Origin of the sequence: Corallococcus sp. bb12-1 (genome assembly GCF_026626765.1) — a bacterium.
GTDB lineage: Bacteria > Myxococcota > Myxococcia > Myxococcales > Myxococcaceae > Corallococcus > Corallococcus terminator.
Map to the genome: position 1 here is coordinate 22162 of NZ_JAPNJZ010000011.1, position 22252 is coordinate 44413.

Here is a 22252-nt window from a genome sequence, read left to right on the forward strand (position 1 = left end):
ATCCCACTCGGCGCATAATTACTACATTGTCCCGACCGCCCGTTCCTTCCCGGCGTTGAGCAGCCAGTCGCGGAAAGCGGGCCACGTCCCCTCCGCGATGAGCCCGCGAGCCACCGCGTTCGCCTGCCACTCGCGGACGAGGCCCTCACCGCGCTGAAGCAGCCAGGGCCGCCCGACGGCGGTCCGCTGCTCCAGCATGAAGCGCTCGAACTCGGCCACCGTCTCCTCGAAGGTGGCGAGCGGGTTGCCCACCAGCCAGTCGTAGCCCTTGTCCTTCGCGTAGTAGCGCTCGTCCTGGGCGGCCGTCTCCACGGTGGAGAACTTCCCCCACTCGTCCGAGATGCCCGGGGAGCCGCCGCTCTCCAACTGCACCAGCTGCGCCTCCAGGCCGCTCTTCAACAGGACCGTGTCCTGGTTCACCTGGGCGCAGGCCCGGGAGAGCGCGGCCGAGGCGTCGAGCTGCCCGCGGATGCGGGCGATGCGCTCCCGCAAGTCGCGCTTGCGCGCCTCGTTGGCGTTGAGGGCGTAGACGTCGTCGGACAGGGCCACGGGCTTCTCCTAGATGGACTGCTTGATGTTGTGGGACAGCAGCCCCGCGGACTCGTAGGTGCGGGCCCCGTGCACGGTGAGCTTCACGACGACGCCCTCCCCCGCCGGTGCCACGCGGTGCACCACGCCGGGCCGCAGGCCCTCCAGGCAGTCGCCGGGCTTCAGCGCACGCACCTCGGCCCAGCCCGCGAAGCGCCGGAAGAGGAGGTGGTTGGGCGTCGCCACCAGCACGCGCCCGTCCCGCAGCTCCACCCGCCAGCGCACGGCGCGGTGGCTGGAGGCCGCCACCACCTCGAAGACGCCCATCCGGCGCGTCTCCTCGTGCTGGGTGAGGACGCGCATGCCCGGGCGGATGGACTCCGCGGGTACCTCGCGGCCGTCCTCCAGGGCGATGAGCGTCTCGGGCGCCACGCAGGTGCCGCCCGTCCCACCGGAGCCGCCACCGCCACCACCGGCCGGGCCCCCGGTGAAGGGGGAGGTGGACGACTTCGCGAAGCTCACCCCCACCCCTCCACCGAAGACGGGGGTGAACCACATGGACGCGCTCTGCCCGTAGACGTTGTGCACCTCGCACAGGAGGGCCAGGTACTCGCCCAGGCCCGAGCCCGAGAGGCCGGAGAGCGCGGCGGGGTAGTTGAAGTTGTGGCTGATGACGATGCGATTGGCGGCGTTGCTGTCCGGCAGGGCCGCGTACTTCCGGTCCGCGAGCGCGATGAAGCGCGTCCCCCGGTACGTCGCCGCCATGCTCGACGTGCCGCTGAAGTAGTCCACCTTCAGGTAGCGCAGCGCATCCAGGTTGTCGTCCACGCTGCTCGGCTGGAGGACGAAGTTGTGGATGATCCACGAGTGGACGAAGGGCGTCGTGTACCGGAAGTAGTCCGAGCAGTGCACGTCGAGCCTGTCGATGAGCGGCGCCCCACCGCGCACCCCGGTGTTGTTGCTGCCCCGGTAGTGCACCCGCCCCGCGGCGGAATTGCCGTCCAGCGCCTGGTTGGCGCGGAAGAAGGGAGCGTCGAGGAGGTAGCTGCCAATCTGCACGTTGCCGGCCGCCGCCTTGAAGGCGGTGCCCACGTTGTCCAGCTTCGCCCCGGCGACGGGCACGCCGTTGCCGTCCTCCGCGTAGTTGGACGTCTGGAGGGTGTTGGCCACCAGCAAGTCGAACGTCACCATCTTCCGGAGGCTGATGGCGTCGAAGCACACCGCCTTGCCCGCGTCACCGGGCACCGACGCGGGCGGCTCCCAGTACAGCTCCACGCCGGTGCAGCCCGCCGGGCACGTGCCGGAGAGCTTCAGCCGCTGGTAGGTGGTGGAGAGGCTGCGGCCGCCCACGCCCGCGGCGTCCACGAGGTTGCCATTGAGGGGCTTGCCCGTGTTCGCCCCGGAGAAGGAGCCCGACGCGTCCAGCCACAGCAGGTACACCACGCCGCCCGCCCCGGTGAGGGCGGCCGAGGACTTCACCCAGAGCTCCGCGTAGAAGGAGTCTCCCGCCGCGCACTTCAGCCGGCTGGGCCCGCTGCTGCGGAAGCCCCCCGTGAAGTTGAGCCCCAGCGTGGAGGGCAGCACCACCTTGCGGCACCAGCGCCCTTCCCTCGCGTTGGCCGGCTCCTCCACCAGCGCGTCCCCCTCGGGCGACTTCCCCACTGCCGCGGCGCCGGCCTCCGAGTACCCGTTGGGCACCAGGTTGTCCGTGGGCGGCAGCAGGAGGTGCGCGAAGGAGATGGCCGCCGCCGCCACCTTGCTGGCGATGACGCTGCCGGCCGCCAGGTGCGAGGCGGAGACGCTGCCGGCGGGCACGTTGGCCAAGTCCGCCGTCGCCATGGTGACGGTGTCGGGGTCCGCCACCACGCCCCCGCCGAGGACGCGCCAGCTGCTCTGGTTGCCGTTGGTGTAGAGGGCCTGGACGGCGCACTTCACCTCCACCGTCGTCTTCAGCTTGAGGGAAGCCACCCAGCGACGCTCCGTGGGGCCGAACTTCCGGGGCTCCACGAGGTAGGCGTCGGTGTCGTTGGGGTCGTCCCCCTCGTAGACGACGACCTGGAAGCCGGCCAGGAGGTGCGCGGGCAGCAGCTCCTCGTGCGTCCAGTGGATGTCCAGGTAGCGCGGCTTGATGAGCGTCGGGGAGCGGATGGGGCCGTCCGTGACGTCGATGATGCCGGCCGCCTCTTCCTGCTCGCGCGAGCGCACGCCCTGCTTCTAAGGAGGGGGCGTGGACGAAATCCCCAGGGTGAGGGTGGCGGGCACCGTGGGCGCGGCCAGCACGAGGACGCTCGCCGCGTCGGTGGAGTAGTTGCCCGAGGTGTCGATGGCCTTCACGTGCACCCGCTGGTTGACGCCCGGCACCGGCAGGGCCCACTCGTGCGTGGTGGCCGGCACCTTGCCGATGAAGGTGCTGGCCTCCCAGGCGCTGCCGTAGCGCAGCTCGTAGGTGTCCCTGTCCAAATCCGGCACCTCCGCCCAGCTCAGCGTGGCGGTGTTGCCGTTGAGGGCGTAGGTGAGGCCTGTCACGTTGGAGGGCGGCGCGGCCTTGCCCTGGGCCGTGTAGCCGGCGGAGGCGTACGTGGTGACGAGGCCGTTAAGGACGGCGGCCACCTGGACGGAGTACTCCCCGGGCAGGCAGTCCGGCAGCTCCCAGAAGTGGGCCTGGACGGGCGGCTCCGACGTCCAGTTGCCGCCCTCGCGCCGCCAGCGCACCCGGTACTCGGTGGCCGTCGGCAGCTGCGTCCAGCGGGCAGTCAGCATGACTTTCAGCCCGCCATTCGTCGTCTTGTAGAGGGACTCCCCCACCACCAGCCCCGCGGGCGGCGCGGACGAGGGCAGCACCGAGGTGGGCACCGGTTGCAGCTTCACCCCGTACTCCACCTCCGCGTACTTCCCCGGCGAGTGGCGCAGCGCGGTGATTTCGTAGAGGTGCGACTCCACCTCCGCCACGTTGAGGATGCGCCACAGCGTGGGCTCCAAGTCCGAGGCGGCCAGCACCCAGACGGCCTGGGCCTGGGGCGCCGCGGTGAAGGGACTGGCCACCGTGAGGGAGCGGTACGTCGCCGGGGCGAGTGCGGCCAGCGGGCGCTCCTCCACGGTGCCGTCCGGCAGCACCACCGCGAGGGAGTACGTCTTCCCCGCCTCCAGCGTCACGTCCGCGTCGAGCTCCACCTGGCCGGGGGCGGCCACCACCACGCGCCCGCCCCAGCGCCGCCCGGCCCTGTACGGGTCCTGCAGCTTCACCACGGCGCCCGGGTTGCGCATGGCGCCCTCCAGGCCGGTGCGGAACGTCACCGTCTCCGTCTCCAGCCTCTCGGTGAAGAGGAGCCACCGGCCCACGCGCTGGGCCTGGCCCCGGGAGGTGCAGCCGAGGGCCACCACGTCGGTGGGGTTGTAGCCGTAGGTGGCGAGGCCCTCCTCGTCGGTGACGAATTCCTGGGCGGCCTTGAAGTGGTTGGCGGGGTTGTTCCAGGTGACGAGGGCCACGGTGTGGCGGGCGCGCTTGCCGCTGGAGGCGTAGGTGAAGAGGCCGTCCACCACGTTGGCCGGGGTGAAGAGGTACTCGGCGTCGCGCGGCGCGTCCTGGGCGACGAAGACGGCGCCGGAGGCCCAGTACGTCATGCCCCGGAAGACGCTCGCGAGGTTGGACACCACCTTGTACGCGTCCTCCTGTGTCTGGAGGTACAGGTTGCAGCGAAAGCGCGGCTCCAGGCCGCCCTGCCCGTCCGGCACCAGCTCGTCGCAGTAGCGGGCCACCGTGTAGAGGCCCCACTTGTCGACGGCGGCCTCGTTGAGAAAGCGGCCCAGGCCGTACCGCTTCGTCGTCAGCAAGTCGTAGAAGCACCAGGCCGGGTTGTCCGTCCAGGCCACCTTCCACGTGCCGTCCCAGGTGCCCTCGTACGTGCGCGCGGAGGCGTTGTAGTTGGCGGGCACGCACACCTTCAGCCCGCGAATCCGGTAGCTGCGCGTGGGGATGCTGCTGAATTGGTGCGCGCTCACCTGCAGCGCGCACAGGGCGGTGTTGGGGAAGGACAGCTTCTCGTCCAGCAGCGTGGCGTAGGACTTCCACACCACCTTGTTTTGCTTCGTGACGTTGTCCGCGTCCTCGCTGACGCGCGTCACGCGGATGTCCCACGGGGGCGAGCCCGTCAGCTCCACGCGGTACGTCCTCTCGTACGGGCTGGTGCACTTCCCCTGGAAGTACTCCGCCCCCTGGAGATTCTGGGCGACGTACCCGCCCCCGTTGGACTGCACGGCCACGGAGACGAGGACGAAGGACGGCTTCAAGTCGCCGGTGGTGGGGTCCTGGTAGGTGAGCTGCGGCACCTGAAGGGTGACGCGCACCGCGTCCACCTGGGCGTCCGTCACCGTGCGCACCACCGGGGTGGCGTGCTTCACCTCCACGCCCACGGTGAATTCCGCCTCGCCCGAGGGGAAGCCGGGGATGTACTCCTGCGACTGCGTCCCCTTCACGTCGTACACGGTGACGCCGGTGAAGTTGTACGTGCCGTCCGCATTCTGGATGGGCACTCCGTCCAGGTAGACGGACTTCAGGCCCGCGACGAGGCCTTGGATTTCGCCCTCGCAGAGCAGGTCCAACACCCGCGCGTGGCTGGTGGACTTCAACGTGTTGGGGGACTCGACAGGCGCCCGCTGCGCGCCCCCCTCCCCTTTGCCGCCGCTGCTTCCGCCCATGTCAGTCCACCACCACTGGGTCCGCCTTCTTCACGTTGTGGGAGAGGAAGCCGGAGGAGACGTAGGTGTGCGCGCCCGCCACGGTGATGCGCACCACCGGCCCGCGCTCCCCCCGCGTCACCTGGCGCACCACGCCGGGCTGCGCGCCCACGAGCCGCGCGCCGACCGCGAGGTACCGCACCTCCTCCCAGGCCGCGTCCGTCCGCACGCGGTGGTTGCCCGTGCCCTCGAAGCGCCGCCCGTCCTCCAACTCCAGCAGCCAGTGGACGCCCTCCACCACCTCCACCGCGGTGACGGGGAAGTCGCCCCAGGCCAGCGTCTCCTCGTGCTGGGTGCGCACCACCATGCCCACCTGGACGTCGCCGGCGGGCACCTCCCGTCCGTCCGCCAGGAGGATGGGCACCCACGGCGCGGGGCAGCCGCCGCCGACGGGAGGGGCGCCGCCCGGGCCTGTCTGCCCGCTGCCGCCCTCGCCGCCGAAGCCGCCCCCCGCGCTCCACTCGGTGACGATGCCAGCGGACACCACGCAGCTTCCCACCTCCAGTTCTCCGTAGCAGATGGGCACTGGGTGCCCCTGGGCCAGCGTGTTGACGGGGCCGTTGAAGGTGTAGCTGGGCTTGTTCGCGTCCTTCTCGTTGGGCCCGGTGGCGCTGGGCGGGGCGAAGAGGAGCTGGGAGACGCCGCCCGCCACCAGGGAGAGGCCCGCGGTGATGAGAGGCACGCCCGCGCCGTAGCCGTAGACGGTGAGGACGGCGCCGGCGGCGATGAGTACCGCGCCCGCCACCACCTGGAACCAGCCCGACTTCGCCCCCGCGAGCGCGGGCATGAGGGTGAGGACGCGCGCGCCCGTCGGCACCGCCAGGTCCTCCTCGCCCACGTCCCGCCGACCGGCGAAGACGTGGTAGCCGGGCTGGCTGTTCTCCGTGAGGTAGCGGCGGAAGCCCTCGCAGACGGCGGAGAGGGCGCGCACCGCCTCCGCGGGCGAGGGCACGGACAAGTCCAACCGCCAGACGCGGCCGAAGCGCTTCCCCAGGGGGCCTCCCAGGACGATGGTCATCAGCACAGGGAGGCGTGCCTCACGACACGCTGGGTGATGCGCTGCCAGAAGCCAGAGTACGTCTCCCGGGTAGAGAGCCGGCCCATGACGTGGTGCAGGAGGACGTCATCGCCCAGGTACACGCCCGCGTGGTTAGGCACCGGGGCGCGCAGCTGCATGAGGAGGACGTCGTGCTCCCGCAGCGCCTGCCCGGTGACGTCCACGAAGCCCGCGCGGGCGTAGCCCTCCAGATAGAGGTTGCCGCCCTTCGCCCACCAGTCGTCCGGCCGCTCGACGTCGGGCAGTTCCAGCCCCAGGCGCTCCCGGTAGTAGTCCCGGAGGAGGGAGAAGCAGTCCAGGACGCCGTGACTGAAGGTGCGGCCCACCAGGGGCGGCCGGTAGCCCTCGGGGTGCCACAGGCACCAGTGGCCCACGGGGACGTTGAGGATCAGCCAGGGCAGGCCCCAGCGCTCCATCATCACCCGGTCCGCCTCGCTCGGCTCCGGCGCGGCGTTGGGGTGGGAGTGCACCACCGCCAGCACCTCGCCCTCCCCTTCCGCCTGGGCGTAGTCCTCCGGAGCCAAGACGAAGTGCGATTGGCCGTCGGCGAGGTTGCGGCAGGGGCGGTACCGCTGGACACCGTCCACCAGGACCACGAGGCCACACGACTCGCGAGGGTAGTCCGCCTGGGCATGGGCGCGCGCAGCCGCAAGGACGTCTTCATCCAGCGTCAACCGGCAGGGGTCGCTCATGCCGGCATGGTGAGGGCGGGCGTGGACAGCTTCCGCAGCAAGGCGACACCATCCACAAGCAATGGCATCCATCAACCGGGAAGGACGATATCCGCACGCCCAAACCGCATCTCAACCATCATCGAAATCAATATCAATCACCTGAAATCTCGACCGACCCCTTATCCATACACCATGAATCAGCACACGGCGATTTACCATCGGGCCGACGACGTCATCGAGAACATTCTCGCGGGTTTCGCAACGCTGCTTCCCACCACCACCAACAGAGAGCACCAACCAGCCTTCATCCAAATGAAGCGCGCGTAAAATTCCCCTCAGAACTCCCTTTTCCTCGCTGGCCTCCAAAACCTGCGGCGCTTCTTCCTGCCTAACTAACTCAGTAATAACCTGTCGAACCTCCCTGCGAAGCTGAACAGCCTCTCGCTCAGGCTCGCTCTGCCCCTCATGCCGGCGGACACGCGAAAACTCCACCTCGCCTAGTCCACCATCACTCGGGGCAACATTTCTGACTAGCTTCACAAGTGCCTGCCTGTACTCAGCATCCGGAACAAGCTCAAGTAATTGCTGCCGCATGATCGGACTCGGCTCAACAATAGTTCGAATAAGACCAAACACAGCATCAGACACGGCCGCAGCCGAAACGGCCGCACTCACCACCTCAGGCCCGAACATCTCCAATTGCTCGGGCTCAACGAGTCTGATTGAAAACCGATAACTCCCCGCAGAGGGCTGCGTTGCTCGGGCTTGGACAAAATCAACAACCCCATCATCAACAGGTCCGCGGTGGCGGAATTTATCGCCGCGCACCCACTCGGTTGCACGGAAGAGCAGGTTCCTGATCTCGGAACTCTTGCTCAGCGCCATCTCCAGCGGAGCAGTTCCATATCCTACGCTTCCGCCCCTCAGACTGACAAGTATCTCCTCTCCCGAGTAAGTCATCCCCGATGGAAGAGACTGCTCATCCCATACAACCTCAAGCAATTCCCGAAGCTGTTGTCGATAAGCAACACCAATGAGCGGTTCCGACAGAAGCCTATATATTAAATTCTCAGCCTCGATCATCTGACGCGACTTATACAAAAGCACAGCAGCACTCACGCCAATAATCCCACGTGTTTTTGGCTTTGAAGCCGGTATGGACTCCAACGCCTTAACTTCAAACGCAGCAGCCTCCCGAAAGCGAGCTCGCGCTTCCGCTCGTTTCCCTTGTCGAAAAAGAAGAGAGGCTACAACGTCGAGTTCTTGGGCTTGTCTATGTTCGGGAGTTCTCATCAGTCAGCTTCAGCTTTTTCAATCATGACGGTGCGAGCCTCAAAGCCGACCACACATGCTACCGCAGGCAAAATAGCACCTGCACGCCTTGTCTGCTCGATTTTCTCCTTGAGTCTCGTTCGCACATCGGATTCATTTCCCAGATTCGTACCTGAAACCTCAAGTCGATATGCTTCCTCGAGATCATCCGGATCTTGATGCGGTGATGCATAGAAGTCACAGCCGGTTCGAGTCGTTGCCCGCTCCACCGTAAACAGCCCCAATTCTGCCTCAACAACCGCGACCGCAACTATGTAGGCACCGTCCCTAGTAGCATCGTCAAGGTTCGCATGCGCATATCGATCCTTTTCTGAAACAGCACTCCAGGAAATTGTTCGCTTCTTTTTTGACTGATTGTTCCGAATCGAGAGCAGGCATGGGCTAACATGATGCATCGAAAGCATACAACGCGCAGCTTCACCAAAATACGCGCAGACAATTGGCGTTACGCCTGAATGACGCTCGTGCAGAGAGTCGAGCGGCGGCAGAGAGCCGGCAACATCCTTTTCTGTGTCATCTCGTGCTACATTTCGTCGTCCCAAAGCATCCTCTCCTAGCTCAACAGGCTCCGAGTTCAGTGCTATCCCTTCATCGAGAATACTCTGCCTTCGCTGTAAAGCGAAGTCGATGCGGCCGATACAGTTGCGACTCACTGAGTGCATATGCTGGAGTAGGTCGCCGTGATTAGACGGAGGCCGTCTCCCGAAGCTCAGCGTCCGCGCCCAGGGGCCGGATCCCAGAACCGAGCCTCATCTCTGGCGCATTCGGTCCACCGGCGCGCCACGCGTGCCCCGCGATGCCGTCCCGACCGCGATCCATCTCCACCGACCAACCCTCGAGCCCCCCGGAACTACAGGTGCAGCGGCTCGTCGGAACGAAGGCTCTTGACACGCTGGAACGAATGGGTCAGCCGGCTGGTGGCGTTCCTGTGCTCCACTAACTTGCGCCAGTGAGCCTTGACGGAGGATGCGCTCAGAACCAAAGCTCGCGCGGACCACCTGCCAGGAGTTGGCTCATGCCCGTTTCGCTCAGCATCCGTGCCCTGCCGCGTGAGGTGGCGACGATTCTTGAAGCCGCGCGCGCAGGAGGCATCCCTCCTGGCCGACTCGTTGAACATGCTGCCGTCGATGGTGCGGGGTGGATTGGCCAGTTCGTTGCGCCGCTTCGGGCGCCAGAGGTGCTCACACAGTCGTTGATGGTGGAGATGGGCGAAAGGGAGTACGCGCTCGCCATGGACTCCGCCCGGCGAATGACCGTTCCCCGGGACCGATACCTCGTCCTGGCGACGCTGCGGTACATCCGCGCCCTGCAGGAGAGCTACCAGTCCAACTCCGCGTGGCGGGCGATCCGCGTGCCGGCCTGCTGAGGCGACATCGGTTGAATTGCGCCTCTCCCGCAATGCACGGGCTCGGGTGGAAGCCCTGACGGCCCAGCTCCGCCGCGCCGGTATCCCGCACGCCCATCCGTCCGGCGCGCTCGACCTGTTGGTGCTGCATCCAGAGGTGGCCGCCCAAGTGCTGGCCGGGGGCTGCCGCGTCTACCTCTGTGCGACCTGTGGCTCATGGCTGGATGCGACCAGGGCCATCGCCCACCAGGACGCCCTGCCAACCCACGATGTGCAGGGGTTCAACATGCCTGCGGAGTAGGGAGGATGCTGGCCACAATGAGTACAAAGACCACAATAACAATCTTTATGTTGGCGGCAGAGTCCGCAGAAAGACATAGAGATTATGCTAAAATATATAAAAATAAATTGGAATCCAGCAACAGCGAAGGCAATGGCAGTAAAATCCATCAAATGGGTATTCGCATTCATTATGACTGTGGTCGCCGGAATAGTCATTCAGTACTGCAATAAGAAACTTGGCCTTTCGTAGAGCACCGGCCGTCCTGGCATGATGCCAGGACGGCCGTTGTATTTTACAAACCTATGAACTTGAGGATGTAACGACGGCTCACCCACCGAACGTCCACCGCACGCTCGCGCCGGACATCCGCTCGCGCCAATTAGCCTCCTCGAAGACAAAGGGGCTGGTCTCAGATGACCTCGACGGTCGGCTCGGCGGCGGCTGCAGTTCGGGCCACGAGAACGCTACGCCGCCCTGGACCCGTCTTCGACCGCTCCTTCGCGACCTTCTGGACGAGATCGGCTTGGTGAATCGTGGCGGCCGCCTCCGCCTTCACATCGTTCACGACCACCACTCCACAGGAGGACGAGAGAGGGCGCGGCGTACCATTCACCTTGACCGCTTCGCCGGCGAGCGACGCCAAGGCCGCGCGCATCCGTATCCGGGCCTGCTCCAGCGGCGTCGCCGGCATCACGACAACGACCTCGTCGCCACCTTTCCGGTAGGCATCCCCCACGTCGGAAACCGCCTTCTCGATGGCATGGAAGAACGCCTTGATGGCCTCATCACCCGTCGCATGGTCGCCATCCTCGTTGAACGCCTTGAGCCCGTTCATGTCGAGGTAGGCCACCGACACCGGCGACTCCGATTGGACGTTCATGATGGCAATCGCCAAGTCCCGCTCGGCGTGACGGCCATCGTAGAGGATCCCGAACGGCTCATGCAGGCGAGACGCCCGAAGCTGGTCCTGAAGTTCTGCCAGCCGTAGACGACCTAAGTGCCCCATCTCCAGCCTGACAGTTTGGCCGGAAACGAGGGCTTCAATAATCTGCGCTCGCTCCATTTGGTCTTGCCTCTCGATGCTGCTTGGGAGATCATTGGGATTTCGATTGTAGTAATTCGTGTACGGCCTAGTGCGAATATCAGGGCCGCCGAACATTCCCCGCAGCACCAGCGAGAGGACCATCTGCCGCTCTTTGGCAGACTCAAATGTGCTTCCATTTTGTGGAAACGAAACATCTATCGAGCGCTGCTGCTCAAACTGAGCAATGAACTGTAATTCCCGGAAGCGAGCGTCATGCTTGTAGTCGGCCATGCTAGATGAGTCCCCTTTGCGCCATTCGCAGGTAGCAACGCCTGCGTAGGCCGCGAACCATACGGGGCGAAGTTAGCCGGGAGGAAGCACGATGCTCTGATCCGGCGGAGTGCTGCGGGGTGTCCGCGACCCGGGCGAGCGAAGCTCGCCCTACAGGATGCGTCCAACGACAGGGCGTGGGCATCCGACCTATGATGGCGGCACATGGCAATACCTTCGGAGCACATCATGCGCCGCGGAGCGGTATCGTCAGCGCTCTTTCGATAGACCACCCCAGCTTGAGACGGTCGTAGACCGTGGCCCGCTTCACACCGAGCCGCTCGCACCAGCCCGCCACCGTCAACGTCACGCCGTCTATGGTCACATTCCTGCTGGAGCGCTTGTTGCGACTCTGCTGCTTGAGCGTGGCCCAGCGGCAGTTTCCCGGTGCGTAGGACCCATTGTTGTCGATACGGTCCAACGTCATGCCTGTTGGACGCTCGCCCATGTCAGCGAGGAAGTTCTCGAAGGACGTCCATCGCTCGCAGACGGTGATGCCGCGTCCGCCATATTTGTCGAAGCCCGGGTAGTTCGAGTTGGTACAGCGCGTGAGCATCGCCTTCCACGAGATGTGCGTTGGTGACCGCGCCTGACCGTGAGTGCGATTTCTCTCCGCAACCTGCTCCCGCCGCAGGCAGCCGCACGACGTGGTGTGGCCGCTTCGGAGCTTTCCCACAGTGACCGTAGTCGTCGCACCGCACTCGCAACGGCATACCCACGCCGTCTCCCTCCCCTTGTGGTGGCCAGGGGCAACCACGGCGAGGCGACCGAATACCTGGCCGGACAGGTCAAGCTTGCATGGCATCTCTCGTCTCCTTCATCGGATCAGCCCGCAGGCTGGAAAGCCCCCGTACGGAAGGCACGCCGTCTCCCCGAACCTCAACTTGCAGCTCGCGAGGCGCTTCCCGCAGCGGTCCTCGGCAGCGCTGGACGTCGGCACGTCGTCCAGCTTCGCCGCCGGGGGCCCTACGTAGCCGCAGCCCTCGCCCCGGTACTCCCAGCCGCACATCTGGGTGATGACGCGCAGGGGGATGCGCACCCCGTCCAGATCGCACCGCGCGGCCAGGCTGAACTCGATGATGTGCTTGTTCTCCGTCGTCTTCTGGTCGACCACGAACTCGTCGTCCGGGAAGGCGTCCAGCGGGGACGCGGTGGGATTGGCGCCCCCGGGGAAGTTCACCGCGTCCAGGTAGCGGACGAAGGTGCGCTTGCGCAGCACGCGCGCGCCCAGCAGATCGTTGAAGTCCCGCGCCATGGCGCCGATGGTGCCGGCGACATTGGCGAGGGCCAGGGTGGGCCGGGGCAGCCGCCCCATGCCGGACTTGTCGAAGCCCTTCGCCTGCACCGCCCAGGGCTGGTAGGCCATGCCCTGCCAGACGACGGGCCCGCGGAGGCCGTTGGTGCCCGCATGGAAGTAGCTGACGCCCCCGCCGGACAGGTGGCTGGCGTCCAGGACGAAGAGCTCCACGAGGGCCCCTGCGTCCAGCCGCTGGATGTCGCTGGTGATGCTCACCCCGCCTCCTCCTGGAACGTCGCGGTGAAGTCGTACACGTTGAAGTCCTTCGCGGTGCGGTGCCACTCCCCGCAGGTGACGAGCGCCACCAGCGCGCCCTGCCCGGTGAAGGTGAGCGCGGCCCCGGCGGCCGGCGCCGCAGCGAAGTTGACGAGCCCGGAGTTGGAAAGGACGTAGTCGACGCCTTCCACCAGGGCGACTCCACCCACGGCGACGGCGGGCGGCACCGTCCACGCGGTCGCGGGCACCAGCAGCTCCGGCATCTCCGGCGAGAGGGGCCGCTGCAGGGGGAACTGCGTCCGCGCCCCGTCGCCCACGCCGAAGGGCTGCCCGGTGACGGCCCAGGCCGTGTCCGGAGTGACAAACTCGAAGGCCTCGCGGCCCGCGCGGGCGCTCAGGAAGGCCTCCAGGGCGTCCGCATCCGCCTTCGTCTTCCCGGTGAATTGAAGGGCCCAGCGCTGAAGGACGGGATTGAGGCCATCCCCGGAGCGCTGCGTGTAGCCGTCGCCGAACTGCGCCCTGCGCAGGCGCGGCACCGCGTCCGCCTGGGCGCCGTAGTCGGGGGTGAAGGGGAAGCGCTCCATGCCCTACCGCCCCCAGCCGAGAGTCAGCCTGCTCATGCGGGCCATCTTCGGTGGGGGCGTGGACGGAGGCCACAGCATTGCACTGGGACGAGTCGCGACTCAGTTCCCGACGAAACCGGCACAGGTAGGCGAGCTACTTTACCGGACTGCCTTCCTCATGTTCGAATGGAGCGCGCGCATGGATGTGTTTAACGCGGAACGGAGGGCAAACGCGCGCGTTGCTTAAAGGCGTTCTCGCAGGCTGTTGAAAGAGTCAACAGCAACGCCAGCACCCCACAACCGGATCAATATGACCCTGGGTGCGCCCCATAGGTCGTAGGTCCAGAGAGGTCCCGGTCCTTCTTCAACAGCCTGCTACAGCAAGCGTGACCGGGCAAAGGGGATGAGCTTACCTTCGCAGCCCTCTGGCTCTGGTTTAGCCACAACGGGCTCAACACCCACGACGCGCTTGAAAGTTGGCGGCAACCAACTGAGAGAGCGGGCGATAACAAGTGGCGTGATGCCACACACGCGCCATGTTCCGGGGGGAGCGGTGATGATAGAGTTAGGCATGAATGGCACTTCCACGTCCTGTCCTCCGCCGCGCCTCCCCCATCCCCCACGGGTCCCAACGGAACATCGCCGCGCTGGCAACGGCCGGGTTCTTCATCCTCGCGTGCGCGACCCCGGCGCTGAACGTGCTCAGCTCGCTCGGGACGGTGCAGGAGTCCTACGCCGGGTGGCAGCTGCTGGCGCTCGGTTGGACGGCCGTGTCGAGCATGGAGTTCGGCTGGTTCGCCAATCCGCTGGGGTGCTTCGCCGTCGTGCTGCTGCTGGCGGGTATGGACCGGGCTGCGCTCGCCCTGGGCGGAGCCGCCATCCTCGTGGGGCTGTCGTCCCTCCTCATCTATGTCGAGCCCCAGACCGTGCAAGAGGCCGCCGCGCGCCACGAACTCCGGCACCTCGCCGTGGGATTCTACTGCTGGATGGTCAGCCTGCTGATCCCTCCCATCACGGCCGCCTTCCTCTACTGGCGCCGCGCAGCGGCCCCCGCACCGGCCCCCGCACCGGTGCCCACGCCATGACCGACAAGAATACTACACCGGCAGAGAGGGCTTGATGGCAGAGTGGAGAGCCACCAAGAGGTGAGCCATCGGCCGGACGGTAGGCCGAGGCGAAGAGCGTTGGCGCATCGAGCTGAAGTCGCCGCGGACGCGATGCATGGTGTGCCGAGGTCCGATTCGTGCGGACTACCGCAAGCAGCGCAAGGTGGTGACGCTGGAGGGCATCGTCGCGCTGCACTTCCAAGTGCGTCGCTGTCACCGGGAGGACTGCCCCCTTTTCAAGGTAGCGGTGCGGCCCGAGGACGAGGGCCGGTGGGCGCTGCCGCAGCATGGTCCCGGTGAGCGTCAAGGTAGTTGTCGCATGAAAGGGTTCAGCCGATGCGCTTCAGTTCCTGTCCTTCCGGTGAGGGGTTGAGGCGCACGGGGCCCGCGGGCGTCCAGTCGCGCGTGTCGCGGCTCCATCGCTCGGGGTGACGTGCGCGAGCACGCAGGTACACCTGGTGGCGCTGGGCGAGCAGGGCTGCGTCGAGGCCGAAGTGCCTGGCTTCCGGCGTGACGAAGCGGATGGCGGAGTGCCGGTGCTCGGTGTTGTACCAGGTGACGAAACGCGCCACCCACGTGTGCGCATCCTGCGTCGAGGCGAAGGCTCGCTGGGGGAAGCAGGGGCGGTACTTCAGCGTGCGGAAGAGGGCCTCGGAGAAGGCGTTGTCGTCCGAGACGCGAGGCCTGCTGAAGGAAGGGGCCACGCCCAGCCATTGCAGCGTGGCCAGCATCGTGGCGCCTTTCATGGGGCCGCCGTTGTCCGAATGCAGCACCAAGCCCTCGGGGCAGCCCGCCTCGTGCCAGCCGCAGCTACCTCAGCTCGCGCCGTTGCAAGGGCCTGCCCGCGTAGTCCCGCGTGGCGTAGCAGTTCGCGGCCCGGTGCCCTTTGTGGCCGCAGTTGAAGCACACGAGGGCCCCCGTGCTGTGGACGCGGCCGTGGACGCCTCGCGACAGCGCGGTGAGGTTCCTGGGCCGGTTGTTGGCCTTATTGCCGTCGATGTGGTGGACAACTTGGCCCTCCCGAAGAGGACCACCGAGCGTCTTCTCCATCACGCGAATGTGGACGAAGCACGTCCGTCCGTCGCGATCCCGGAACGTCTTGTAACCGTTCTTCCTCCCGAAACTCATGCGGCCTCCTGGATGCCTAGGCGGCGGGAATGCCGCTCAAGGACCCACCCAGTATACCACAATAGCCCACATATAACCACCGCATCGAGGGTGTCGTCCACCCGGCGGATGACGGCCAGGCCACGCTGACGCCCTTGCCCCTGCGACGTGGAGCGCAGCCGCCCTCACGTCCACTATCGCGCGAAGGTCGGTGGCCACCGCTGCGCGCCAGCGCCTCGCCTCACGCGCTTGCGGGTTCCAAGCATCCGCCCGGGGCGGTCTTGAACGTCCGCCAGCCCCTTCGGGCGCACACAGCCTCGCGACCATGGGCACGCAGCACGTCCTCGAGCAGGACCTCCAGCAGCCGCGCCACGATCCACGCCTTCCCGGCGGAGCGTAGGCCTCGCGCCCCCCTCCCCGCCTCCTCCAGCAGCGCCAGCGACTCCGCCCGCCAGAGCGGATGCGGCGTGGCCCCCGGGCTCGGACTGAGGTTGTCCGCCGCCGGCCGCACGCTCTCCATCACGACGCCGGCCGCGCCACTGCGGGCGAGCACCAGCCTCCGCCAGTTCGGCACCAGGGCCCGGCCGTGCGCCAGGTGGCGGGCTCCCGCAACGAGGGTGCACCTGTCCCGGACGGCGCTTTAGCAGTGGGCCCGGGCGGGCAGGCGGCGCAGGGTGTCCGCGTCCGCCTTCACCTCGTACCCGTGGAGTCGCGCCGGCCTGAGCGCGGCCAGCCCGCCGTCCACCTGTCTTGTCTGTGCCACGCAACTGCCGAAGCGCGCGGGGTGCCGCAGAAGCCTGAACACGAGGGCAGTGGCACCAGCCAGCAGGCTGTGATGGCTTCGCCTGATGCGCACGCTCTTAATGTTGGCTCTGGCAGCACCCGTCGCCACGCTTGCAAGCTGCAACCTTTGCAACGACACCGCTCCTTCAACCTACAAAGGCGCACGGCTCACCGGGTGTTCGGGCCGAGAGACTGATGACATTGCCTGCTGTTCCTACGACAGCAGTTCATGCTTATATATCCTGTGCCGTGACAGCACCTGTGGTGATTGGGAGGAGAGTAGCTGGTCGTGCAGCTCGACGTCCGGGCCATCCTCCAGCTACACGGCTGAGCAGCGCATCGCTTGGGCTGGCACCCTGAAGCATCCTTCGTTCCCAACCGTCACGTTCAGAGCCTATGCAGCGCCACGAGATGTCGAACTCTCCGCCTACTCGGAGACGTGGACTCAGGCTGACGCACACAAGATCCTTACCGACCGGTGGCTATCGGCCCAGGCAAAGGAGCGTGGCTTCCGCATGCTCTTGGCGTCAGGTGATTCCACAGAAAACGGTATCGGTGTCCATTTCGTTTGGTCGGCCGACCTTCAAACAGGTGACGTCACCACGCCGGGATATCCCCCGTAAATGAGACGGCTCACCAGGGAGGCTGCCCGTTCGGACTGACCTACCGCCCTCTCACGAAGGTGTAGACGACGCCACCCGGGGCCATCTCCTCCTGCACCACTCGGCGGATGGCGCCCGCCAAGTTCCGCCCCATGCGCTCCGCATCCGCGCGCCCGCCCTCCGAGGACACGCCCACCTGCGACGAGCCGTCCGCGTTGACCGTGATGCTGACGCTCATCCGCACGTCCCCGCCGCCCAGGGCGTCGCTGGGGACGATGCGGCCGCTGCTGGAGGGGATGAACAGCTCCGGCCCAAGTTCGCCCACCATGTGCGCCTGCGCCGCGCGCACTGGGCCGCCGGCCGCGCGGGCACCGCCCAGCATGAAGGAGTACATGCCGCTCATGTCCGCCCCGCCGACCATGGTGGCGCTGCCCCCGGATGAGCCCATGCCCCCGAAAGCGCTCAGCCCGGCATCCACCAGGGCCATGAAGGCCTTCTGGGCCATGAGACGCGCCAGGTCCTTCAGGATGCTGTCCACCATGGAGCCGAACTCCAGCCGGCCCGTGGTGACGAAGTTCGCGAAGGTGTCCGCCATGTGCTGGGTGGCGGTGCCCACGATCTCCTTCGTGTAGTTGAAGCCGGTGTTGATCTGGTCCTGGAGGCGCTCGACTTCCTTCCGGTACTGCTCCGCAGTGATGCGCCCGTCGGTGAAGAGCTGCTTCACCATCTCCATCCGCTTCTGCATCTCCTCCATGGGGTTGAGCTGCTTGGCCAGCTGGTCCATCTCCATCTTCAACTGCGTCTCGGCCTTGCCCTCCGGCGTCCAGAGGCTGCGCGCCTTCTTCATCGCCGCCGCGAACTCCTCCGCCTTGATGCGCTGCGCGGCGAGTTCCTCTCCGAGCACCTTCTGGGCCTGGGTGTACTTCTCGGTGTCCTGGTTGCCCAGCTCGCGGTTGAGGCTCTGGAGGACGCGTGCCCGCTCCTCCTCCGCCTTCTTCACCTTCTCCGTCTCCTCCTTTTGCTGCCGGAGAGCTTCCAGCTGCGCGATGGCTGAGTCCGCGCGCCGGATCATCTTCGGGTCCGTCAGCGAGCGGTACTCGTCGGAGAGCTGCTTCGCCTCGTCCTTCGTCTTGCCGAGGGTGCGCGCCTCCTCCTCCAGGTTCATCAGCCACTGCTCCTGGCGCTTGAGCAGTTTCTCGCGGGCTTTTTCCTCTTCCGCGGCCTGCTTGAGGGATTCCTTTGTCGTCGCGGTATTCTTTGCTGCGGCGGCGACGCTATCCTTGGCGTCCTCTGCCCTCGCCGCCCTCACCCGCTGAAGGGCCTTCTCGTAATCGGCCGCGAGTTGCAGTTGAACACCGTAATCCTTCTCCAGAGGGGCAAGCTTTTCCTCAATGTCCTTGGTGTAAGCTGGGTTGTTTCGGATTTTCGAGAAAGGCACATCTCGATCGAGATTCTTCCCATCCTCCACTTTATAATTAAGCACCAAAATCTTTCGTTTCACGCCCTCGGTAGGATGATTAATTTTCTCATCAAGTCGCTTAATCTCCGCCAGGGCCGCCGTCAGATCCTTCTGAACAAGGCTTTCGTAGACATTGACGATGTCCGTGGGTGAGTCGCCAACCGCCTTGAGGGCGTCCTGATACTCACCGCCCAGCGCCGCCATCTCCTTGCGGGCGATGGCGGCCGCCTTGGCATAGTCCCCGAGAAGATGCTTCCCGCGGATGAGGTCTTCAGCAATCTGACCACCCCGACTGGCATTGGCCCCGCTCTCCTGGGCGAACTGCCGCGTCTTCTCCCGCGCCTCGTCGGAGGCCTTGCTGTACTCGTGCCAGAGGGCGACCACCGCAGTGAGTGCGCCGGTGATGAGGCCGATGGGCCCGCCCATGAACTCCAGTGCCGTCTTGCCGGCCCGCGCGGCCAGGGACGCGCTCTCGATGGCCGCAGCCTCCTTCACCTTCGCCAGGGCCAACTCCGTGGAGGCCAGCGTGGCCCGCTTCGTGGCCGACATGAGACTGCCCTCCACCGCCGCCGAGGCCTGGAGTGCCGCGTACTTCTTCTCCAGCATCGCCTGCGCCGAGCGCAACGAAGCAATGCGGCTCTCGTCGGCAGCCCGGGTGTACTTGGCCTCGGCGAGCGCCGCGTTCGTGGTGGACTCGCGCGCCTGGGTGAGGGCCGAGGCCTTAGCAACCAGCCCCTTCACCCACTCCTGGGCCCACGCCGCACCGCGCATGGCCGCCACCACCACCAATGCCTCGCCGAAGAGCTTCACTGCGGCCGTCGCCGTGTCGAAGTTCTCCACCAGCGACCGGATGCCCGGTTCCGCCCCCGAGAGGATGTCGCTGCCCACCTCGCCCTGAAGCTCCGAGAAGCGCGCCCGGAGCTGGTCCAGGGCGAACTGCGGCGTTGAAGCCATCTTCTGGAAGGCCGCCTCGGTGCGCCCGGCCGAGTCCTCCATGTGCTTCAGCGAGGCCGCGAAGTCCGCCGAGGCGGTGCCCGTCAGGGTCATCACCGGCAGGAGTGCTTCGACGCCACCGAAGAGCATCGCCATCTCCTCGGCGCTGCCATGCGTCTTCTCGTTCACGTCAGCGAGAAAGCCAGCCAGCCCCCGGGCCTTGAGGGCGGTAATGGAGAACTCCAGACCGAGAGCATTCGCGAGCTTTGAGGCCTCATGAGAAGGCTTCGCAGCAGCGGCGATGATGGCGCGCAGCCCCTCCATCGACGTGGACGTCTGGATATTGTTCTTGGTGAGGGCGCCGGTCGCCGCCAGCAACTCCCCCAGGCTGATGCCCGTCTGCGAAGCGATGGGCGCCACCCGCCCGATGAAGCGTGAAAGCTCATCGATGGACGTCTTCCCGTCGGCTGCCGACACGAACATCATGTCCGCCGCCTGGGTGACGTTGCGAAGCTGGCTGCCGTAGCTGGCCATCACGCCGGTGAGGCCATCCGCCGCCGTGCGGACGTCCGTCACGCCTCCGATGGCGAGCTTGTTGGACACGCGGAGGAGGTCCGTGGCCGTCGCGGCATCGCTCGCGCCCGCGCTGAGGATTTCGTACAGCGCGCCGGCCTGGTCCGTGGGCGTGCGCCCGAACTCCGCGCCCAGCGCTTTCACCTTGGCGGTGAGATCGCCCATCATCCCGAGCTGGTCCTGCTCCAGCACTGTACTTACCTGGGCCATCGCGGTGCTGAATCCCAGGGCCTCCGACGTCGCGCTCTTGATGGCGGCGCCGGCAGCGGCGAAGCCGATGAACTGGCTGACCAGCCCTCCCAGCCCCGCCTTCAGGCGCGACACGGAGGGCTCCGCGCCATCCGCCGCGCCCTTCACGTCCCTGATGGCGTCCGTCGCTCGCTTCTTCTCCTCCCCCATCTGGTTGAACCGCTGGTTGAGGTGCTCCACGTGCCCCAGGAAGCGAGACAGGGCCGAGGTGTCCGCGAGTGCCGACTGAAGCTTGCCCGCGGCGCCGCCGAGCGACATCAACTGCGCTTCGAGAGCGCCAGTGGCCGTCGCCGTGCCAGCGAAGGCCGCCTGAATCTTCGCGGCCGCCTGCTCCAGCGCGGACAGCTGCGTGGTGGCCGCTCGAATGTCCGACAGCGCCTTGGTGGTGTTGCCCACGTCCCGCGTCGCCTTCGCGAAGGCCTTGCTCAGCGCCTCCGTGGCCGTCTCGAGCTTCGACGTCGACGTCTCGCTCTTCTCGGCGGCAACTTCCAGGCCGCCCAAGGACGTGACGGCTTCCTTCGCGTCCGAGCTGTCGATGCGGATGCTCAGCTCAGCCAGATCGAGCGACATGGTTCTCCTAGGGGACCACAGGGGTATCGACTGGTGATGGGGTCACGCCAAACCCCGGCGTACGTAGGCAGTGGCCACGAGCGGCGGCCTGTGGTCGGCTTCGGCTCATGCGCGTGCACCTCATCTTCATCGGCCTGCTCTCCCTCTCCGCCTGCAACCAGCGGGAGAAGGACATGGAGCAGGAACGCATCGCCTACATCCAGAAGATGAACGAGAAGGACGGGGACGGTGAGCACTACTGGGAAGCGACCGGTGAAAAGCACTCCACGTGGATGGCGGTCCGCAACTACGGCCCGATGACCCCAGAGCAGATCCGCGAGGACATGCTGAAAAGCATGCAGGGGTTGGACGCAGGCAAGGAGGAGATGGAGCGGGACGGATTCACACACATTGGGATTCGCGACAGGGATACGAACGTCATGATGACCAAGCCCGTCACGGAACTTCGGGGCATGGCCGCTGCCTTCGTGGACGGGGCCGATGACAAGCCCACCTCTCCTGTCCCACCGTGGGCGCCCAAGGCGCCCGCGATTTACAAGGATGCGAAGCAGGCATACTGCCCCGAGAAGGGCTCCAGCACCTGCTGTTCCTACATCAACAGCAAATGCGTCTTCATCCTGTGTCGGCGCGATAACTTTCGGGAGTGGAAGGAGATCATGGATCGCTGCAAGTGATTGCCGTCCCGCCTCCCCGCCAGCATCACTTCTTTGAAGTCTCTACGAGAAAGGCCTCATCCAGCCGGCGGAGGAGCTGTACCTCGAAGGAGGTGGGCCGGCTCCCGGTGAGGCGCGCCCACGACTCGATGTCCTGGAAGGAGATGGGGTTGAGCGAGAAGGCCCCGGCCCCGCGTGCGTTGCTCAGCTCGGCGAACCACCCCCAGACGTGGGCCAGGGAATCGGGAAGCTGGTGCTCGCCGAGAAGCTCTGCGGGCACCTCCCCGGTGGCCTTCTCCACCTGCTCCAGGTGGGCACGGACGGAGACGCCGCTCGCGTCCGTCCGGCTCAGGCCGAATTCGTGGCGGGCGAAGCCGAGGAGTTGCTCGGCTTCTCCTCGAAAAAACTCGCACGGTCCGACACCGCCTCGTCCACCTGGCGGCGCAGCCACGGGTGGGCGGCGTAGAGGCGCCGGGCATTCTCCGGCGTGAGAGGCACCTCCGCGCCGCGCTCCATGACGCCCGTCCAGGAGACGGTGCAGGCCACCAGCAACTCCAGGGCGTCGGCCTCCATGTCCCGCGTCGCCTCCTGGCGGGCACGCCGGCTCGTGCGCGGCGCGCCGGCGGTGGCCTTGTCGATGATGGAGCGCGTGGCCTCGCTGTAGCGCTGCGAGTCCATGCCCGCCACCTCCACCACCATGCCCGTCGGCTTGCCGGTGATGGGGTGGAGGATGTCCACGCGCAGGGTGTCGTGGCGGGTGAGGCTGGAGAGGTCGAAGCTGGAGGCGGGGGCGGTGCTCATGCGGTGCTCCTGGTGAGATGGGGTTGGGGCGCG

General features: G+C 66.4%; 21 protein-coding genes and 1 pseudogene. 4 read left to right on the forward strand and 18 right to left on the reverse strand.

Features of this window, described 5'->3' with window-relative positions; all coding sequences use genetic code 11:
- Nucleotides 1–21: 21 nt before the first annotated feature.
- The 7 genes from OV208_RS15320 to OV208_RS15350 form a co-directional block, all read right to left on the reverse strand.
- Nucleotides 22–549, reverse strand: coding sequence for a hypothetical protein (locus OV208_RS15320; protein WP_267574582.1), 528 nt, complete (start codon nucleotides 547–549; stop codon nucleotides 22–24).
- Nucleotides 550–558: 9 nt separating this feature from the next.
- Nucleotides 559–2733, reverse strand: a complete 2175-nt coding sequence (locus tag OV208_RS15325) for a Hint domain-containing protein (RefSeq protein WP_267574583.1) — start codon at nucleotides 2731–2733, stop codon at nucleotides 559–561.
- Between the two features lie 9 nt (nucleotides 2734–2742).
- Entirely contained in the window at nucleotides 2743–5223 is a 2481-nt protein-coding gene (locus OV208_RS15330) for a host specificity protein J (RefSeq protein ID WP_267574584.1), read from the reverse strand.
- Between the two features lies 1 nt (nucleotide 5224).
- Nucleotides 5225–6280 carry a hypothetical protein gene (locus tag OV208_RS15335; protein WP_267574585.1) on the reverse strand — a complete coding sequence of 352 codons (1056 nt, stop codon included), beginning with the start codon at nucleotides 6278–6280 and terminating at the stop codon, nucleotides 5225–5227.
- Nucleotides 6280–7011, reverse strand: coding sequence for a C40 family peptidase (locus OV208_RS15340; RefSeq protein WP_267574586.1), 732 nt, complete (start codon nucleotides 7009–7011; stop codon nucleotides 6280–6282). Before OV208_RS15340 ends, OV208_RS15335 begins: the two co-directional genes overlap by 1 nt.
- 111 nt (nucleotides 7012–7122) lie before the next feature.
- Entirely contained in the window at nucleotides 7123–8286 is a 1164-nt protein-coding gene (locus OV208_RS15345; protein ID WP_267574587.1) for a hypothetical protein, read from the reverse strand.
- A complete protein-coding gene (locus OV208_RS15350) occupies nucleotides 8286–8978 on the reverse strand; it encodes a hypothetical protein (RefSeq protein WP_267574588.1) in 693 nt (230 codons plus the stop codon). Before OV208_RS15350 ends, OV208_RS15345 begins: the two co-directional genes overlap by 1 nt.
- A 362-nt stretch (nucleotides 8979–9340) precedes the next feature.
- Here OV208_RS15350 and OV208_RS15355 point away from each other — a divergent pair, with 362 nt between their 5' ends.
- Together OV208_RS15355 and OV208_RS15360 are read left to right on the forward strand one after the other, a co-directional pair.
- The gene (locus OV208_RS15355) at nucleotides 9341–9691 is read left to right on the forward strand and encodes a hypothetical protein (protein WP_267574589.1); all 351 of its coding nucleotides are present in this window, start codon (nucleotides 9341–9343) and stop codon (nucleotides 9689–9691) included.
- Nucleotides 9692–9737: 46 nt separating this feature from the next.
- A complete protein-coding gene (locus tag OV208_RS15360; RefSeq protein ID WP_267574590.1) occupies nucleotides 9738–9971 on the forward strand; it encodes a hypothetical protein in 234 nt (77 codons plus the stop codon).
- A 391-nt stretch (nucleotides 9972–10362) separates the two neighbouring features.
- On the opposite strand, the gene OV208_RS15365 is transcribed toward OV208_RS15360, so the two are convergent.
- The 4 genes from OV208_RS15365 to OV208_RS15380 form a co-directional block, all read right to left on the reverse strand.
- Complete coding sequence (locus tag OV208_RS15365) at nucleotides 10363–11268, reverse strand: GGDEF domain-containing protein (protein WP_267574591.1); 906 nt, start codon at nucleotides 11266–11268, stop codon at nucleotides 10363–10365.
- 226 nt (nucleotides 11269–11494) lie between these two features.
- Complete coding sequence (locus OV208_RS15370) at nucleotides 11495–11863, reverse strand: hypothetical protein (protein WP_267574592.1); 369 nt, start codon at nucleotides 11861–11863, stop codon at nucleotides 11495–11497.
- A 261-nt stretch (nucleotides 11864–12124) separates the two neighbouring features.
- Nucleotides 12125–12820 (reverse strand): phage minor tail protein L, encoded by a 696-nt coding sequence (locus OV208_RS15375; protein ID WP_267574593.1) that lies wholly within the window; start codon nucleotides 12818–12820, stop codon nucleotides 12125–12127.
- Nucleotides 12817–13404, reverse strand: a complete 588-nt coding sequence (locus OV208_RS15380; protein ID WP_267574594.1) for a phage tail protein — start codon at nucleotides 13402–13404, stop codon at nucleotides 12817–12819. Before OV208_RS15380 ends, OV208_RS15375 begins: the two co-directional genes overlap by 4 nt.
- A 554-nt stretch (nucleotides 13405–13958) precedes the next feature.
- Between OV208_RS15380 and OV208_RS15385 the strand changes: the two genes are divergently transcribed.
- Nucleotides 13959–14468, forward strand: coding sequence for a hypothetical protein (locus tag OV208_RS15385; RefSeq protein ID WP_267574595.1), 510 nt, complete (start codon nucleotides 13959–13961; stop codon nucleotides 14466–14468).
- A 350-nt stretch (nucleotides 14469–14818) separates the two neighbouring features.
- On the opposite strand, the pseudogene OV208_RS15390 reads toward OV208_RS15385, so the two are convergent.
- From OV208_RS15390 to OV208_RS15410, 5 genes and pseudogenes are all read right to left on the reverse strand, one after another.
- Nucleotides 14819–15265 (reverse strand): annotated as a pseudogene (locus OV208_RS15390) (transposase); the annotation flags it as partial.
- Nucleotides 15266–15299: 34 nt separating this feature from the next.
- On the reverse strand, nucleotides 15300–15617 hold the full coding sequence (locus OV208_RS15395; RefSeq protein ID WP_267574596.1) for an HNH endonuclease: 318 nt from the start codon (nucleotides 15615–15617) through the stop codon (nucleotides 15300–15302).
- 220 nt (nucleotides 15618–15837) lie between these two features.
- The gene (locus OV208_RS15400; RefSeq protein WP_267574597.1) at nucleotides 15838–16149 is read right to left on the reverse strand and encodes a hypothetical protein; all 312 of its coding nucleotides are present in this window, start codon (nucleotides 16147–16149) and stop codon (nucleotides 15838–15840) included.
- An 87-nt stretch (nucleotides 16150–16236) separates the two neighbouring features.
- Complete coding sequence (locus tag OV208_RS15405; protein WP_267574598.1) at nucleotides 16237–16401, reverse strand: hypothetical protein; 165 nt, start codon at nucleotides 16399–16401, stop codon at nucleotides 16237–16239.
- A 641-nt stretch (nucleotides 16402–17042) separates the two neighbouring features.
- Nucleotides 17043–20765 carry a phage tail tape measure protein gene (locus OV208_RS15410; RefSeq protein ID WP_267574599.1) on the reverse strand — a complete coding sequence of 1241 codons (3723 nt, stop codon included), beginning with the start codon at nucleotides 20763–20765 and terminating at the stop codon, nucleotides 17043–17045.
- A 107-nt stretch (nucleotides 20766–20872) separates the two neighbouring features.
- Here OV208_RS15410 and OV208_RS15415 point away from each other — a divergent pair, with 107 nt between their 5' ends.
- Nucleotides 20873–21439 (forward strand): hypothetical protein, encoded by a 567-nt coding sequence (locus tag OV208_RS15415; RefSeq protein WP_267574600.1) that lies wholly within the window; start codon nucleotides 20873–20875, stop codon nucleotides 21437–21439.
- Between the two features lie 25 nt (nucleotides 21440–21464).
- Here OV208_RS15415 and OV208_RS15420 read toward each other — a convergent pair whose 3' ends face one another.
- Both OV208_RS15420 and OV208_RS15425 read right to left on the reverse strand, forming a co-directional pair.
- Nucleotides 21465–21719: a phage tail assembly chaperone gene (locus OV208_RS15420; protein ID WP_267574601.1), complete on the reverse strand. Its 255-nt coding sequence runs from the start codon at nucleotides 21717–21719 to the stop codon at nucleotides 21465–21467.
- 47 nt (nucleotides 21720–21766) lie between these two features.
- Nucleotides 21767–22219 carry a hypothetical protein gene (locus tag OV208_RS15425; protein ID WP_267574602.1) on the reverse strand — a complete coding sequence of 151 codons (453 nt, stop codon included), beginning with the start codon at nucleotides 22217–22219 and terminating at the stop codon, nucleotides 21767–21769.
- Between the last annotated feature and the right edge of the window lie 33 nt (nucleotides 22220–22252).

Excerpts from the sequence above, each read along its gene's own strand:
- OV208_RS15355 (WP_267574589.1), top strand. The coding sequence starts at position 9,341 with ATGCCCGTTTCGCTCAGCATCCGTGCCCTGCCGCGTGAGGTGGCGACG.
- OV208_RS15395 (WP_267574596.1), bottom strand. The coding sequence starts at position 15,617 with ATGAGTTTCGGGAGGAAGAACGGTTACAAGACGTTCCGGGATCGCGAC.
- OV208_RS15330 (WP_267574584.1), bottom strand. The coding sequence starts at position 5,223 with ATGGGCGGAAGCAGCGGCGGCAAAGGGGAGGGGGGCGCGCAGCGGGCG.
- OV208_RS15410 (WP_267574599.1), bottom strand. The coding sequence starts at position 20,765 with ATGTCGCTCGATCTGGCTGAGCTGAGCATCCGCATCGACAGCTCGGAC.
- OV208_RS15380 (WP_267574594.1), bottom strand. The coding sequence starts at position 13,404 with ATGGAGCGCTTCCCCTTCACCCCCGACTACGGCGCCCAGGCGGACGCG.
- OV208_RS15370 (WP_267574592.1), bottom strand. The coding sequence starts at position 11,863 with ATGCTCACGCGCTGTACCAACTCGAACTACCCGGGCTTCGACAAATAT.
- OV208_RS15385 (WP_267574595.1), top strand. The coding sequence starts at position 13,959 with ATGGCACTTCCACGTCCTGTCCTCCGCCGCGCCTCCCCCATCCCCCAC.
- OV208_RS15365 (WP_267574591.1), bottom strand. The coding sequence starts at position 11,268 with ATGGCCGACTACAAGCATGACGCTCGCTTCCGGGAATTACAGTTCATT.
- OV208_RS15345 (WP_267574587.1), bottom strand. The coding sequence starts at position 8,286 with ATGAGAACTCCCGAACATAGACAAGCCCAAGAACTCGACGTTGTAGCC.
- OV208_RS15340 (WP_267574586.1), bottom strand. The coding sequence starts at position 7,011 with ATGAGCGACCCCTGCCGGTTGACGCTGGATGAAGACGTCCTTGCGGCT.
- OV208_RS15415 (WP_267574600.1), top strand. The coding sequence starts at position 20,873 with ATGCGCGTGCACCTCATCTTCATCGGCCTGCTCTCCCTCTCCGCCTGC.
- OV208_RS15425 (WP_267574602.1), bottom strand. The coding sequence starts at position 22,219 with ATGAGCACCGCCCCCGCCTCCAGCTTCGACCTCTCCAGCCTCACCCGC.
- OV208_RS15335 (WP_267574585.1), bottom strand. The coding sequence starts at position 6,280 with ATGACCATCGTCCTGGGAGGCCCCCTGGGGAAGCGCTTCGGCCGCGTC.